The 14,404-nt window shown below is 62.1% G+C and carries 11 protein-coding genes; 4 read left to right on the top strand and 7 right to left on the bottom strand.

What is annotated here, in order from left to right; genetic code table 11:
• The 4 genes from ACOZJV_RS24715 to lpxC all read left to right on the top strand — a co-directional run bounded on the left by ACOZJV_RS24715 (position 1) and on the right by lpxC (position 4,446).
• A complete protein-coding gene (locus tag ACOZJV_RS24715; protein ID WP_043229552.1) occupies positions 1-867 on the top strand; it encodes a cell division protein FtsQ/DivIB in 867 nt (288 codons plus the stop codon).
• A gap of 14 nt (positions 868-881) precedes the next feature.
• Complete coding sequence (gene ftsA, locus ACOZJV_RS24710) at positions 882-2,141, top strand: cell division protein FtsA (RefSeq protein WP_020297541.1); 1,260 nt, start codon at positions 882-884, stop codon at positions 2,139-2,141.
• Between the two features lie 90 nt (positions 2,142-2,231).
• Positions 2,232-3,422 carry a cell division protein FtsZ gene (gene ftsZ / locus ACOZJV_RS24705; RefSeq protein WP_020297540.1) on the top strand — a complete coding sequence of 397 codons (1,191 nt, stop codon included), beginning with the start codon at positions 2,232-2,234 and terminating at the stop codon, positions 3,420-3,422.
• A 112-nt stretch (positions 3,423-3,534) separates the two neighbouring features.
• A complete protein-coding gene (lpxC, locus tag ACOZJV_RS24700) occupies positions 3,535-4,446 on the top strand; it encodes a UDP-3-O-acyl-N-acetylglucosamine deacetylase (protein ID WP_020297539.1) in 912 nt (303 codons plus the stop codon).
• Between the two features lie 60 nt (positions 4,447-4,506).
• Here lpxC and ACOZJV_RS24695 read toward each other — a convergent pair whose 3' ends face one another.
• From ACOZJV_RS24695 to ACOZJV_RS24665, 7 genes are all read right to left on the bottom strand, one after another.
• Positions 4,507-6,048 carry a diguanylate cyclase gene (locus tag ACOZJV_RS24695; protein ID WP_421548715.1) on the bottom strand — a complete coding sequence of 514 codons (1,542 nt, stop codon included), beginning with the start codon at positions 6,046-6,048 and terminating at the stop codon, positions 4,507-4,509.
• A gap of 135 nt (positions 6,049-6,183) precedes the next feature.
• Positions 6,184-7,503: an OprD family porin gene (locus ACOZJV_RS24690; protein WP_201127811.1), complete on the bottom strand. Its 1,320-nt coding sequence runs from the start codon at positions 7,501-7,503 to the stop codon at positions 6,184-6,186.
• Between the two features lie 193 nt (positions 7,504-7,696).
• A complete protein-coding gene (locus ACOZJV_RS24685) occupies positions 7,697-7,921 on the bottom strand; it encodes a hypothetical protein (RefSeq protein WP_078472391.1) in 225 nt (74 codons plus the stop codon).
• A 164-nt stretch (positions 7,922-8,085) separates the two neighbouring features.
• Positions 8,086-9,450, bottom strand: coding sequence for a heavy metal sensor histidine kinase (locus ACOZJV_RS24680; RefSeq protein WP_421548714.1), 1,365 nt, complete (start codon positions 9,448-9,450; stop codon positions 8,086-8,088).
• Positions 9,440-10,117 carry a heavy metal response regulator transcription factor gene (locus ACOZJV_RS24675; protein ID WP_020297534.1) on the bottom strand — a complete coding sequence of 226 codons (678 nt, stop codon included), beginning with the start codon at positions 10,115-10,117 and terminating at the stop codon, positions 9,440-9,442. Before ACOZJV_RS24675 ends, ACOZJV_RS24680 begins: the two co-directional genes overlap by 11 nt.
• A gap of 9 nt (positions 10,118-10,126) precedes the next feature.
• Positions 10,127-13,222: a multidrug efflux RND transporter permease subunit gene (locus tag ACOZJV_RS24670; RefSeq protein ID WP_201127810.1), complete on the bottom strand. Its 3,096-nt coding sequence runs from the start codon at positions 13,220-13,222 to the stop codon at positions 10,127-10,129.
• Complete coding sequence (locus ACOZJV_RS24665; protein ID WP_078472389.1) at positions 13,219-14,382, bottom strand: efflux RND transporter periplasmic adaptor subunit; 1,164 nt, start codon at positions 14,380-14,382, stop codon at positions 13,219-13,221. The genes ACOZJV_RS24670 and ACOZJV_RS24665 overlap by 4 nt, the downstream gene beginning before the upstream one ends.
• Between the last annotated feature and the right edge of the window lie 22 nt (positions 14,383-14,404).

Raw genomic sequence — 14,404 nt, 5'->3', positions numbered from 1 at the left:
ATGCAAGGCGCATCGCTACGTCATCAGCCACCCGCACCCGGCCGCAAGCCGGTGCCGCGGGGTGCCAGCCGAATGGTGGCTAAAGAGCCGATGTCGGTGCGCCTGCCCAAAGCCAACTTCGGCTTCCTCAAGGCCCTGTTCTGGCCGGTGCTGCTGGTGGCGTTGGGTTTTGGCACTTACGAAGGCGCGCAGCGCCTGTTGCCTTATGCGGACCGGCCGATCACCAAGGTCGCGGTCCAGGGCGACCTGAGTTACATCAGCCAGCAAGCGGTGCAGCAGCGGATCGCGCCTTACGTGGCGGCGAGCTTCTTCACCATTGACCTGGCCAGCATGCGTACCGAGCTGGAGCAGATGCCATGGATCGCACATGCCGAGGTACGTCGCGTCTGGCCGGACCAGGTGGTTATCCGCCTGGAGGAGCAACTGCCCGTGGCCCGTTGGGGCGACGAGGCGTTGTTGAACAACCAGGGCCAGGCGTTTACGCCGCGTGAATTGGCCAACTACGAACACTTGCCGCAGTTGTTCGGCCCGCAGCGGGCCCAGCAGCAAGTGATGCAGCAGTATCAGGTGTTGAGTCAGATGCTGCGACCGATGGGCTTCTCGATCGCTCGTCTGGAGCTGCGTGAGCGCGGCAGCTGGTTCCTGACGACCGGGGCCGGCAGTGCGGGCCCGGGTATCGAGTTGTTGCTGGGCCGCGATCATCTGGTGGAGAAGATGCGCCGCTTTATTGCCATTTATGAAAAAACGCTGAAAGAACAGATTACGAACATTGCGCGCATCGATCTGCGCTACGCCAACGGCCTGGCCGTCGGCTGGCGGGAACCTGTAGCGCCCACGACGGCCCAACCCGCCGTCGCGAAGAATTAAGAAGAGGCAGGACCATGGCAAATGTGCAAAGCGGCAAAATGATCGTCGGTCTCGATATCGGCACCTCCAAAGTGGTGGCGCTGGTGGGTGAGGTCGGGGCCGATGGCACGCTGGAAATCGTCGGTATCGGTACCCATCCGTCCCGCGGCCTGAAGAAGGGCGTGGTGGTGAATATCGAGTCCACCGTGCAGTCCATCCAGCGCGCCGTCGAAGAAGCGCAACTGATGGCTGGATGCCGCATTCACTCGGCGTTTGTCGGTGTGGCCGGCAATCACATTCGCAGCCTGAACTCCCACGGCATCGTGGCGATTCGTGATCGTGAAGTCAGCTCGGCCGACCTCGAGCGGGTTCTCGATGCGGCCCAGGCCGTGGCGATTCCGGCTGACCAGCGGGTTTTGCACACCCTGCCGCAGGATTACGTGATCGATAACCAGGAAGGCGTACGTGAGCCCCTGGGCATGTCCGGCGTTCGCCTGGAAGCCAAGGTGCACGTGGTGACCTGCGCGGTCAATGCGGCACAGAACATCGAAAAGTGCGTGCGTCGCTGCGGCCTGGAAATCGACGACATCATTCTCGAGCAATTGGCCTCGGCCTACTCGGTGCTGACCGATGACGAGAAAGAGTTGGGCGTGTGCCTGGTGGACATCGGTGGCGGTACCACCGACATCGCGATCTTCACTGAAGGCGCGATCCGGCATACCGCAGTGATCCCGATTGCCGGCGATCAGGTGACCAACGACATCGCCATGGCGCTGCGTACCCCGACCCAGTACGCCGAAGAAATCAAGATCCGCTACGCCTGCGCCCTGGCCAAGCTGGCCGGTGCCGGTGAAACCATCAAGGTTCCAAGTGTCGGCGACCGTCCGCCGCGCGAGCTGTCGCGCCAGGCCCTGGCCGAAGTGGTCGAACCGCGCTACGACGAGCTGTTCACCCTGATCCAGGCTGAACTGCGTCGCAGCGGCTACGAGGACCTGATCCCGGCCGGCATCGTGCTGACCGGCGGTACCTCGAAGATGGAAGGCGCGGTCGAGCTGGCCGAAGAGATTTTCCACATGCCGGTCCGCCTGGGCGTGCCGCATACCGTCAAGGGCCTGTCCGACGTGGTGCGCAACCCGATCTATTCCACCGGCGTCGGCTTGCTGCTGTACGGGCTGCAGAAACAGTCCGACGGGATTTCGTTCTCCGGCATCGGCAGCCGCGACAGCTACAGCAATGAAGAACCCAAGGCCGCCTTGCTCGATCGCATCAAGAGCTGGGTACAAGGCAATTTCTAAGCAGTGGTTTCAAGCGACACGTTTCAAGCGGCACGCAACAAAGCAGTAGGCAGTAGGCGAAAAAACTAGAGAAATGAAAGGAGAGGGAAAATGTTCGAACTCGTAGACAACATCCCGCAAAGCCCGGTAATCAAGGTTATTGGTGTTGGCGGTGGCGGCGGCAACGCGGTCAATCACATGGTCAAGAGCAACATTGAAGGCGTCGAGTTCATCTGCGCCAACACTGATGCCCAGGCGCTGAAAAGCATCGGCGCGCGGACCATCCTGCAATTGGGCACCGGCGTGACCAAGGGCCTGGGTGCTGGCGCAAATCCGGAAGTCGGTCGTCAGGCCGCTCTGGAAGACCGCGAGCGCATTGCCGAGGTTCTGGCGGGCACCAACATGGTGTTCATCACCACTGGCATGGGCGGCGGTACCGGTACCGGTGCTGCGCCGATCATTGCCGAAGTGGCCAAGGAAATGGGGATCCTGACGGTCGCTGTCGTGACTCGTCCGTTCCCGTTCGAAGGTCGCAAGCGCATGCAGATCGCCGATGAAGGCATCCGCCTGCTGTCGGAAAGCGTCGACTCGCTGATCACCATCCCCAACGAGAAGCTGCTGACCATCCTCGGTAAGGACGCCAGCCTGCTGTCGGCTTTTGCCAAGGCTGACGATGTACTGGCCGGTGCCGTTCGCGGTATCTCCGACATCATCAAACGTCCGGGCATGATCAACGTCGACTTTGCCGACGTGCGTACCGTGATGAGCGAAATGGGCATGGCGATGATGGGCACTGGCTGCGCCAGCGGTCCGAACCGTGCACGTGAAGCCACCGAAGCGGCGATCCGCAACCCGTTGCTCGAAGACGTGAACCTGCAAGGTGCACGCGGCATCCTGGTGAACATCACCGCCGGTCCTGACCTGTCCCTGGGTGAGTACTCCGACGTGGGTAGCATCATCGAAGCCTTCGCTTCCGAGCACGCCATGGTCAAGGTCGGTACTGTTATCGATCCGGACATGCGCGACGAGCTGCACGTGACTGTGGTTGCCACAGGTCTGGGCGCGAAAATCGAGAAGCCGATGAAGGTGATCGACAACACCGTGCAAACCTCCATGGCTTCGCAGGCTCAACCAGCGCCTTCGCGTCAGGAGCTGCCGTCGGTGAACTACCGCGACCTGGATCGTCCAACCGTGATGCGCAATCAAGCTCAGTCGAGCGCTGCTACCGCGGCGAAGCTGAATCCGCAAGATGATCTGGACTATCTGGACATCCCGGCATTCCTGCGTCGCCAGGCCGATTGATGGAATGTATCAGGGGTATTAGGGTGATTGGTGTTCAGCAAAGGTCTGGTCTGCTATTATCGCCAGCCTTTGTTGATACCAGTTCGCAATTTGCGCTGAAGCGGCCCAAGCCATGATTAAACAACGCACCCTGAAGAATATTATCCGTGCCACAGGTGTAGGCCTGCATTCCGGGGAGAAGGTATACCTGACCCTCAAGCCTGCGCCTGTAGACACCGGCATTGTGTTTTGTCGTGCCGACCTGGACCCTGTGGTGCAGATTCCTGCTCGCGCGGAAAACGTTGGTGAAACCACTATGTCGACCACGCTGGTCAACGGTGACACCAAAGTGGACACGGTGGAGCACTTGCTCTCGGCCATGGCCGGCCTGGGCATCGATAACGCCTACGTCGAGCTCTCCGCGTCCGAAGTCCCAATCATGGATGGTAGCGCTGGACCCTTCGTATTCCTGATTCAATCTGCCGGCCTGGAAGAACAGGACGCAGCCAAGAAGTTCATTCGTATCCTGCGCGAAGTGACAGTGGAAGACGGCGACAAGCGCGCCACTTTCGTTCCTTTCGACGGTTTCAAGGTGAGCTTCGAGATCGATTTCGATCACCCGGTTTTCCGTGACCGCACCCAAAGTGCAAGCGTGGATTTTTCCAGCACTTCGTTTGTAAAAGAAGTCAGCCGCGCCCGTACCTTTGGTTTCATGAGTGATATCGAGTACCTGCGCAAGCACAACCTCGCACTCGGCGGCAGCGTGGAAAACGCCATCGTGGTCGACGCGGATGGTGTACTGAACGAAGACGGCCTTCGCTATGAAGACGAATTCGTGAAGCACAAGATCCTCGACGCAATTGGTGACCTCTACCTGCTGGGCAATAGCCTGATAGGTGAGTTCAAAGGCTTCAAGTCGGGCCATGCACTGAACAACCAGCTTCTGCGCAAACTCATTGCACAGAAAGATGCGTGGGAAGTCGTGACCTTCGAAGATGCCAGCACTGCACCGATCTCTTACATGCGTCCGGTTGCGGCCGTGTAAGTAACACTCTCTTTCCTTTTGTTTTAAAGGCCACCCTCGGGTGGCCTTTTTTTATGGCCGTCAGTCAGGCATCGAGAGTCTGGCAGCCGCAGACGTCGGGCTGCTCGCGGCCAGGTCGGCCACCACCCGGTTACGGCCATGGAATTTGGCCTGGTACAGGGCTTTGTCGGCGTTGCGCAGCAGGTTTTCCGGGCTGATGTCCTGGCCCGCCGACCAGGTGCCGACCCCGATACTCACCGTCAGCGGCGTGGCGTTCTGGCCCACCGGCGCCAACTGTTCGATGCCGGCGCGGATCTGCTCGGCCAGGGCGCAGGCGCCGGCCATGGTGGTTTCCGGCAGGATCACCGCGAACTCTTCGCCGCCATAGCGTGCCGCCAGATCTGCAGGACGGCGCACGCCGCCGCCGATCACATCGGCCACCGCACGCAGGGCGATATCGCCCAACTGGTGGCCGTGGCGGTCATTGAAGGCCTTGAAGTGGTCGACATCAATCATCAGCAGCGACAGGTTGTTGCCTGAACGCTGGGCCCTTGAGTACTCGCGAGCCAGGGTCTGGTCCATGGCGCGGCGGTTGGCCAGCCCGGTCAGCCCGTCAGTGGCGGCCAGTTGCTCCAGCTCTCGTTCGGCGCGCTGGCGCAGGCGCAGTTCGCGGCGCAGCAGCCAGGTCAGCCACAGCAAGCCGATACACAAAATACCGGTGGCCAGGCTGACCACCAGGGCAGTACGGCGCCAGGCGGCGAACACTTCGTCGGTGGAGAGGGCAACAATCACGATCAGCGGCAACTGGCCGACCTGGGAGAAGGTGTACAGCCGGGCCTTGTGGTCGACGCTGGAAACACTGCTGAAGCTGCCGTTGCCTTCCTTGAGAATGCGCATGAAGTTCGGTCGATTGCTGAAGTCGCGGCCGATCAGGTCGTCGCCCAGGGGCGGTTGCTGAGCCAACAGAAAACCGTCGCTGCTGATCAGGTTCACCGAGCCATTACGGCCGACACTCAGGGTCTTGAACAGCGCATTGAAGTAATCCAGGCGCATGGCCGCCTCGGCCACCCCGAGAAACTCCCCCTGCTCGGACGACAAGCGACGGCTGAAACTGATGCGCCAATCCTGTTCGGCACTGCGGCTGCGGAACGGGCGGCTGATCATCATCTGCGGGTCTGGGTTGTCGACATGCACTTGAAAGTATTCGCGGTCGGCGAAATTGTCTGTGCGCGGTACGACCGAGGCTGAGTCGGCCACCACGTCGCCTTTGTTGTCCAGCAGCAGGATGTCGCCCTTGTGCGGCATGGTGGTGGCGCGATCGAACAATACCCGGTGGCGCACGTCGGCCGGAATCCCGGCCAGGTCCTTGAGGCGGGTGGCTTCGATCAGGCCACGCAGGGAGATGTCGTAGAGCTCGACGTTGTGCTCCACGTCGGCATCGATCAATTGCACGATGTTCGTGGCCGAGCGCACCGCGACCAACTTGGCGCTGCCGTGTTCGCGGATCAGCAGGTAGGTCACGATGCACAGGATGGCGATGACCGTCAGGGAACTGCCGGCCAGCAGCATCCACTCGGATTGGCTGGGGGGCGGGCGTGAAGGAGTCGCACTGTGTGCACGCATGTTTCTGGCTTCTGCTGGCGGACGGGGAAGGAGGCCGCTAGCAGAGTGACAGAGAGCCGTCATTGCCTTGGCGTTTGCCCAGCCACACGCAAAAAAAAGGCCAGCAATGACGCTGGCCTCCGGTTTTTTAGGTGTTCAGAAGATATTTAGCGGGTAGTCGACGATCACCCGGTACTCATCGGTGTCGTTATCCAGCTCGCCATACCCATTGCCGCCGCGGTTGGTCGCCCATTGCAGGCGCAGCGCCAGGTCCTTGGCCGAGCCGCTTTGCACCACGTACTTGAGGTCGATATCGCGTTCCCAGTGTTTGGCGTGCTTGCCATCGGCGCTGTACCAGCTGGCATAGCCGCGGCTCTCGGGATCAGCCTTGGTCAGGTCCAGCTCACCCCGGGAATAGGACACCGCCGACGTCAGGCCCGGCAGGCCCAGGCCGACAAAGTCATAGGCGTACTTGAGCTTCCACGAACGTTCGTTGGGGCCGTTGAAGTCCGAATACTGCTGCGAGTTGTCCAGGTAGATGCTGTCGCCCTGGCTGATGTAGTCGAACGGCGTGTTGCCGTTGACCCGCTGGTAGGCCGCCGTAACGCTGTGGTTACCCACGCCGACGGTGAAGTGCAGGCTGTAGGTGTTGTTGTCGATGGAGCCCAGCAGCGCCTGGCCGGTGTCCTGGGTGTGGTAGACGTGCAGGCCCGGGTTGAGGCTGACCAGCTCATTCACCGCGTAGGTGTAGTCCAGGTCGTAGTAGTACTGGTTCCAGATGTCCTTGAGCTCGGAGGCGTAGAGGCTGCTGGTCAGGCCTGGAACGCCGCTCCAGGCGGTGCCGATCCAGTTCAGGTGCAAGGATTCATCACCATCGCGCAGCGAACCATAGGACGTGCCGATGCGTTTGTGTCCGCTCTGGTTGTAGGGCTTGGTAAAGCTGGCCTGGCCCCCTTCGATCAGCCAACCGTCGAAACTGTGATTGCTCAGGCTCACGCCACGAAAGGTCTGCGGCAGCATCCGGCTCTGGCCGCCGGCGATCACCGGGTTATTCAGGAACAGGTCACCGGCTTTGAGTTCGGTGTCGAAGGCGCGCATTTTCAAGGTCGCACCCGCCGTCGAGAACGACCCCGGCGCTTTGCCGTTGCCATCGCTGATGGGCAGGATGCTCGAGCCGTCCGTGCCGCCACCGCCGTCGAGTTTCAACCCGAGCATGGCATTGGCATCGATGCCGAAACCGACGGTGCCCTGGGTATAGCCGGATTCGAAAATCCCCAGGAAACCTTGGCCCCATTCGATGTTGTCATCGTTTTGCTGATGCCGATTGCGGTTCATGTAGTAGTTGCGAGCGTTGAGCTTGAGGCTTGAGCCCTCGATAAAGCCTTCGGCCGGCGGCGCTTCGGCGGCTTGGGCCTGGCTGCAGATCGTTGCAGCCAATGCAATGAATAGCGGGGTGAAAATGAAGGGTGTCTGCATCGGGATGGAGCTCCTTGAGGTGGATAACGGTCATTTTTTATTGTGGATTCGGTGCTGCTTGTTCTGTGGAATACGCCCTCCATGGGCGCATTCTGATGGCAAAAAAAAGCCGCTGAAGGCAGCGGCTTTAAGACAACTCACTCCGGGGTTACAAGCGGAGAAATTGTCGAGGGAAACGAGTCGGTAATGCGGATCAGCTGTCTTTCTGCGAGTCGGCCTGGCTGTGCTCGGCCGTTACTTTCTGGGCTTGTTCGGCGTTTTTCTGCTGGGCGGCCAGGGCCACTTGCGCTTCCTGGAAGGCCTCTGCACGTGCCGCGTTGCGCGCGGCGAATGCCTGGGACTCTTCGGCCATCGCCAGTGGGGCGACGAACAGGGAAGACAAAACAAATGCGCTGGCAATACCCATGACGTTGGACATTTCTGAAGACCTTCTTGCAGAGCAAGTCAAATTCGGTGCGACAAAAATATAGGGCTGAGGCGCTCGGAAAAAGAGCTGAACAGGATAAGGACTGTTACTGAAAAAACAACAGTGGCTGTGGTTTTTCTGTAAAGGCAGCGGCGTCGGCCCCTGGGGCGGGGGGCTTAGACCGGCAGGTAAATGCCAAAGGTATTGATGCCCGCGTTACTGCGCACGAACACATCGCCGCCATGCATCAGGGCGATGGCTTTGACGATGGCCAGCCCCAGGCCATGGTTGGCGCCGCTGTTGCTGCGCGAGGCGTCGACCCGATAGAACCGCTCGAACAGGCGCGGCAGGTGTTCGTTGGCAATGCCCTGGCCAGGGTTGCTGACGGCGATTGCCACCTGGTGTTCCTGAACCTCGATCCGCACCTGGATCATCTGGCCGGGGGCGGTGTGCTGTACGGCGTTGCTCAGCAGGTTGATCAAGGCGCGACGCAGGTGGGCGATTTCGATCGAGACCAGGGCGTCGCCGCTGACTTCGACCTTGACCTGGGCGTCTTCGAGGATGAAATCCAGGTAGTCGAGGGTGGTTGCCACTTCGCTGGCCAGGGAGGTGGCGGTGAGTTTGGTGGCCTTGCTGCCCTGGTCGGCGCTGGCCAGGAACAGCATGTCGTTGATGATCGAGCGCAACCGCTCGAGCTCTTCCAGGTTCGATTGCAGGACCTCGAAATAATGCTCTGCCGAACGTCCCCGGGTCAGGGCCACCTGGGTCTGGCCGATCAGGTTGGTCAGGGGCGAGCGCAGTTCGTGGGCCACGTCGGCATTGAACGACTCAAGCCTTGAATAGGCTTGCTCGACCCGTTCCAGGGTCGAGTTGAAGGAGTTGACGAACTGGCTCAACTCCGGCGGCAGTGGTGACAGTTGCAAGCGTCCGGTCAGCCGTGGCGGGGCCAGGCGCTGGGCCTCCTGGGACAGTTTGATCAAGGGCTTGAGGCCGATCCGCGCCACCCAGTAACCCAATGCCGACGCCAGCAACACGCCGACAATGGCCAGGCTGATCAGGGCCATCAGCAGTTGGTGCTGGGTTTGGTAAAAGGTCTCGGTGTCGATGGCGATCAGAAAGCGCAGGGGCGGACGCTGGTCCTTGGCCGGTAACTGGCTGACCAGCACTTTCAGCGGGTATGGGTGCTCGGCCAGATTCAGGTCGCGCATGCCCAGGGGCCCCAGGGCCAGTTCGCGGACCTGTGCATCCGGGTCGCCGTACTCGTAGTGGGCGTCACCGCTGACCACCCAGAATCGAATGCGCTTGTCTTCTTCGCTGAGCAGCTTGAGCTTGGCGTTGATCTTGGCCCAGTGCTCGGGGGTGCGATAGCGCGTCAGCGCCGACTCCAGCACGCTGTAGCGCGCATCCAGTTCGGCCTCGGGCAACAGGCCCAAGCCCTTGTCCACCTGCTGGTACAGCGCGCCGCCGATCAGCACGAACACCAGTAACGCCACCAAGGTGAACATGCCGCTCAGGCGCAGAGCGATGCTGTTACTGGACACCGCGGCTCTCCAGCACGTAACCCATGCCGCGGATGGTGTGCAGCAGTTTCTCCTCGAAAGGCCCGTCGAGCTTGGCCCGCAGGCGCTTGATCGCGACTTCGACCACGTTGGCATCGCTGTCGAAATTGATGTCCCAGACCATTTCCGCAATCGCGGTTTTCGACAGGATCTCGCCCTGGCGCCGGGCCAGTACGCTGAGCAGCGAGAACTCCTTGGCGGTCAGGTCGAGGCGGGTTCCGGCGCGGCTGGCCTTGCGGCTGATCAGGTCGATCCACAGGTCGGCGATGCTGACCTGCACCGGCTCATGGCCGCCGCTGCGACGGGTCAGCGCCTGCAGGCGGGCCACCAGTTCGAGGAAGGAAAACGGCTTGCCGAGGTAATCGTCGGCGCCGTCGCGCAGGCCCTTGATCCGGTCTTCGACCCGCTCGCGGGCGGTGAGCATGATCACCGGGGTCTGCTTGCGCGCGCGCAGGGCGCGCAATACGCCGAAGCCGTCGAGGCCCGGCAGCATCACGTCGAGCACGATCACCGCGTAATCGCTTTCCAGGGCCAGGTGCAGGCCTTCGACGCCATCGCGTGCCAGGTCCACGGTGTAACCCTGTTCCGTCAGGCCGCGGTGCAGGTAATCCGCGGTTTTTTCTTCATCTTCGATAATCAGAACGCGCATGACCCCGCCTCAGGTAGTGGTCGCCAGCACCGGGGCTGGTTTGGGCCGATGGAAGAGCCGCTCGAGCCACAAGTATATGACCGGAGTGGTGAACAGGGTCAGCGCCTGGCTCACCAGCAGCCCGCCGACCACGGCAATCCCCAGTGGCTGGCGCAGCTCGGCGCCGGTGCCGTAGCCGAGCATCAGCGGCAGGGCGCCGAGCAGGGCGGCCAGGGTCGTCATGATGATCGGCCGGAAGCGGGTGATACAGGCCTGATAGATCGCCTCTTCAGGGGGCAGGCCGCCACGGCGTTGGGCGTCCAGGGCGAAGTCGATCATCAGGATGCCGTTTTTCTTGACGATGCCGATCAGCAGCACCAGCCCGATCAGGGCCATGATCGAAAAGTCCTGGCCCAGCAGCCAGAGCATCATCAGCGCCCCCAGGCCGGCAGAGGGCAGGGTCGAGATGATGGTCAGCGGGTGCACGAAGCTCTCGTAGAGCACCCCGAGAATGATGTACACCGCGACCAGCGCCGCCAGGATCAACCAGGGCTGGCTGGCCAGGGAACTCTGGAAGGCCTGGGCCGCGCCCTGGAAGTTGCCGCTGATGGCTGCCGGCATGCCGATTTCGGTCTTGGCCTGGTTGAGCAGGATCACCGCATCGCCCAGGGCCACGCCAGGGGCCAGGTTGAACGACAGGTTGGCGGCCGGGAACATGCCGTCATGGGCGATCGACAGCGGGCCGATGGTCGGCGCATCGAAGCGTGCCAGGGCCGAGAGCGGCACCATCTCCCCGCTCAGGGGCGAGCGCAGGTAGAAGTAGTTGAGGCTCTCGGCTTTGCCGCGCTGGCGGGTGTCGAGTTCGAGGATCACGTTGTACTGGTTGATCTCGGTCTGGAACTCGTTGATCTGCCGTTGGCCGAAGGCATCGTACAGGGCCTCGTCGACATCGCTGGCGGTCAGGCCGAAGCGGGCGGCGGCGACCCGGTCGATATTGATATGGGTAATGCTGCCGCCCAGCTGCAGGTCGTTGGAAATATCGCGGAAGGCCGGGTTGCTGCGCAGTTTTTCCGTCAGGCGCTGGGTCCAGGTGCTCAATGTCGGGCCGTCGTTGCTCTTGAGTACGTATTGGTACTGGGCGCGGCTCGGGCCGGAGCTGAGGTTGATGTCCTGGCCGGCGCGCAGGTAGAGCACGACCCCGGGGATTTTCATCAACTGCGGACGGATCCTGTCGATAAAGGCGCTGGCGGACACGTCGCGCTCGCTGCGTTTTTTCAGGGCGATCCAGAACCGGCCGTTGGCGATGGTCTGGTTGCTGCCCGAGACCCCGACCGAATGAGAGAAGGCCGCTACTGCCGGGTCAGCCGCCACTATCTCGGCCAGTGCCTGATGTTTTTTCACCATGTCGGGGTAGGAGATATCCGCAGCGGCTTCGGTGGTGCCGAGGACGAAACCGGTGTCCTGCACCGGGAAGAAGCCCTTGGGAATGAAGATGTAGCCGACCACGGCCATGGCCAGGGTCAGGGCGAAAATCCCCAGCATCAGCTTCTGGTGGGCCAGGGCCCGGCGCAGGCCGCGTTCATAAAGGGCCAGCAGGCGTTCGCCGAACCCCGGCTTGGCATGTGCCTCATGCACCGGGGCACGCATGAACAGGGCCGCGAGAGTGGGGGCCAGGGTCAGGGACACCACCACCGAAATCATGATGGTGCTGGTGGCCGTCAGGGCGAATTCCTTGAACAGGCGCCCGACCACGCCCCCCATGAACAGCAGCGGAATAAACGCCGCCACCAGCGAGAAGCTGATGGAAACCACAGTAAAGCCGATCTCGCCGGCGCCCTTGATCGCTGCCTCGCGCATGCCGTCGCCGGCTTCCAGGTGGCGGTGGATGTTCTCCACCACCACGATGGCGTCGTCCACCACAAAGCCCACGGCCACCACGATCGCCACCAGGGTCAGGTTGTTCAGGCTGAACCCCAGCAGGTACATCAGGGCAAAACTGGCGATCAGCGACACCCCCAGCACGGCCGAGACAATCAGGGTCGCCGACCATTGGCGCAGGAACAGCGCCATCACCGCGACCACCAGCAGCACCGCGATCAGCAGGGTGATCTCCACTTCGTGCAGGGAGGCGCGAATGGTCTGGGTGCGGTCGATCAGCACCTTGACCTGGACCGACGCCGGAAGCATGGCTTCAAGACCCGGCAGGGCGGCCTGAATCCGGTCCACGGTCTCGACGATATTGGCACCCGGCTGGCGCGAAATCACCAGGTTGACCCCCGGTTGGTCGCCGGACCAGGCCTGGATATAGGCGTCCTCGGGGCCACTGACCACCCGCGCCACATCCTTGAGGTGCACCGGCGCGCCATCCTTGTAGGAAACAATGAGCTGGCTGTACTCCTCGGGGTGGAACAACTGGTCGTTGGTCGACAGCGTGGAAATACTCGATTCGCCGTACAACGCACCCTTGGCCAGGTTGAGGCTGGTTTGCTGGATCGCCAGGCGGATATCGGCCAGGGTCAGGCCAATGGCTGCCAGCTTGTCGGCTGAAGCCTGGACCCGGATCGCCGGCCGTTGCTGCCCGGTGATGTTGATTTGCCCGACACCGTCGATCTGGCTGATCTGACGTGCCAGCAGGGTTTCCGCGTAATCGCTGAGTTCGGTGCCGGGCATCTGGGTCGAGCTGATGCTGAGGATCAGCACCGGGCTGTCGGCGGGGTTGACCTTCTTCCAGGTCGGCAGGGTCGGCATGTCCTTGGGCAGTTTGCCGGCAGCGGTGTTGATCGCCGCCTGAACTTCCTGGGCCGCGGTGTCGATGCTTTTATTCAGGGTGAACTGCAAGGTCAGCAGGGATGAGCCCAAGGCGCTGCTCGAGGTCATCTGGGTCATGCCGGGGATGGCGCTGAACTGCACTTCCAGGGGCGTGGCCACCGACGAGGCCATGGTGTCGGGGCTGGCGCCGGGCAGGGTGGCCGAGACCTGGATGGTCGGGAACTCGGCTTCCGGCAGCGGCGCGATGGGCAGGCGCGGAAAGGCGATCAAGCCCACCAGCACCAGGGCGAAGGTCAGCAGGACGGTGGCGACCGGATGGTCGACGCACCAGGCTGAGACCGAACCGTGGCCCTTCATGGCTTGAGCTCCGCGTCAGCGGCTTGCACCACCTGGGGCGGATCGCCGAGCACCTGCACCTGGGAGCCCGGCTTGAGCCGGGATTGGCCGTCGCTGACCAGCACATCCCCGGCCTGCACGCCCTGGATGATGTTCAGGCCACTGTCCTGATAGAGCATCTGCACCGGCACCACTTCCACCTTGTCGCCCTGTACCCGGTACACGAAGTGCTGGTCGAGGCCGCGCTGCACCACCGTGGGCGGTACGGTCAGGGCATTTTTGTCGAGGGCGGTCTGGATCTGGATCGTCACCAGTTGCCCGGGCCAAAGCTTCTGCTGGTCATTGGCGAACTCGGCCTTGGCCCGCAGGGTGCCGGTGTTGGCGTTGATCTGGTTGTCGATCAGGGTCAGGTGGCCTTCGCCCAGCAGGTCGCCGCTGGTGCTGTCGGCGCCGATAAAGACTTTGACCGCCGCCGGGTCCTGGGCCTTGATCAGGCCCTGCAGGGTCGGCAGCATTTGCTGTGGCAGCGAAAACTCCACGGCAATCGGGTCGATTTGGGTCACTGAGAACAGACCCTGGGTATCGCTCATGCGGAGGAAGTTACCTTCATCCACGGTGCGAATACCCACGCGGCCGGTGACCGGGGAGCGTATCTGGGTGTAGGAAAGCTGGACCTGGGCGGCGTCGATGGCGGCCTGATTGCCCTGGGCAGTGGCTTTGAGCTGGTTGACCAGGGCTTGCTGCTGGTCATAGGTCTGTTTCGAAATCCCGTCATCCACCGTCAGCAATTTGTAGCGCTTGAGATTGATCTGGGCCACCTGCAACTGCGCCTGGTTTTCCGCCAGTTGCGCCCGGGCCTGGTCGAGGCTGGCGCGGATCGAGCGGTCGTCGATGGTCGCCAGCAGGTCGCCGGCCTTGACCAGTTGCCCTTCCTTGACCAGGAGCCTGGTCAGGATGCCGTCGACCTGGGGCCGGATCACCACGCTGTGCAGCGACAGCACCGAGCCGATACCGCTGGTGTGACGCGGTACGTCCTTTTGCACCACTTCGACGACCCGCACCGGGATCGCGGTGGGGGCCGCCAGTTTGTGGGCGGCCGGCTTGTTCAGCAGCCACAGCCCACCGGCAACCAGTACGACAACGACGCCTAGGATCACGACTGTTCTTTTGGGTTTCCGCATGGGATAGAGCGCCGGGGCAATG

Origin of the sequence: Pseudomonas sp. QD4, assembly GCF_049199125.1 — a bacterium.
Classification (GTDB): Bacteria; Pseudomonadota; Gammaproteobacteria; order Pseudomonadales; family Pseudomonadaceae; genus Aquipseudomonas.
This window is presented reverse-complemented; position numbering and strand designations above follow the sequence as displayed.

Excerpts from the sequence above, each read along its gene's own strand:
- ACOZJV_RS24715 (WP_043229552.1), top strand. The coding sequence starts at position 1 with ATGCAAGGCGCATCGCTACGTCATCAGCCACCCGCACCCGGCCGCAAG.
- ftsA (WP_020297541.1), top strand. The coding sequence starts at position 882 with ATGGCAAATGTGCAAAGCGGCAAAATGATCGTCGGTCTCGATATCGGC.
- ACOZJV_RS24675 (WP_020297534.1), bottom strand. The coding sequence starts at position 10,117 with ATGCGCGTTCTGATTATCGAAGATGAAGAAAAAACCGCGGATTACCTG.
- ACOZJV_RS24670 (WP_201127810.1), bottom strand. The coding sequence starts at position 13,222 with ATGAAGGGCCACGGTTCGGTCTCAGCCTGGTGCGTCGACCATCCGGTC.
- ACOZJV_RS24695 (WP_421548715.1), bottom strand. The coding sequence starts at position 6,048 with ATGCGTGCACACAGTGCGACTCCTTCACGCCCGCCCCCCAGCCAATCC.
- ftsZ (WP_020297540.1), top strand. The coding sequence starts at position 2,232 with ATGTTCGAACTCGTAGACAACATCCCGCAAAGCCCGGTAATCAAGGTT.
- ACOZJV_RS24685 (WP_078472391.1), bottom strand. The coding sequence starts at position 7,921 with ATGTCCAACGTCATGGGTATTGCCAGCGCATTTGTTTTGTCTTCCCTG.
- lpxC (WP_020297539.1), top strand. The coding sequence starts at position 3,535 with ATGATTAAACAACGCACCCTGAAGAATATTATCCGTGCCACAGGTGTA.
- ACOZJV_RS24690 (WP_201127811.1), bottom strand. The coding sequence starts at position 7,503 with ATGCAGACACCCTTCATTTTCACCCCGCTATTCATTGCATTGGCTGCA.
- ACOZJV_RS24665 (WP_078472389.1), bottom strand. The coding sequence starts at position 14,382 with ATGCGGAAACCCAAAAGAACAGTCGTGATCCTAGGCGTCGTTGTCGTA.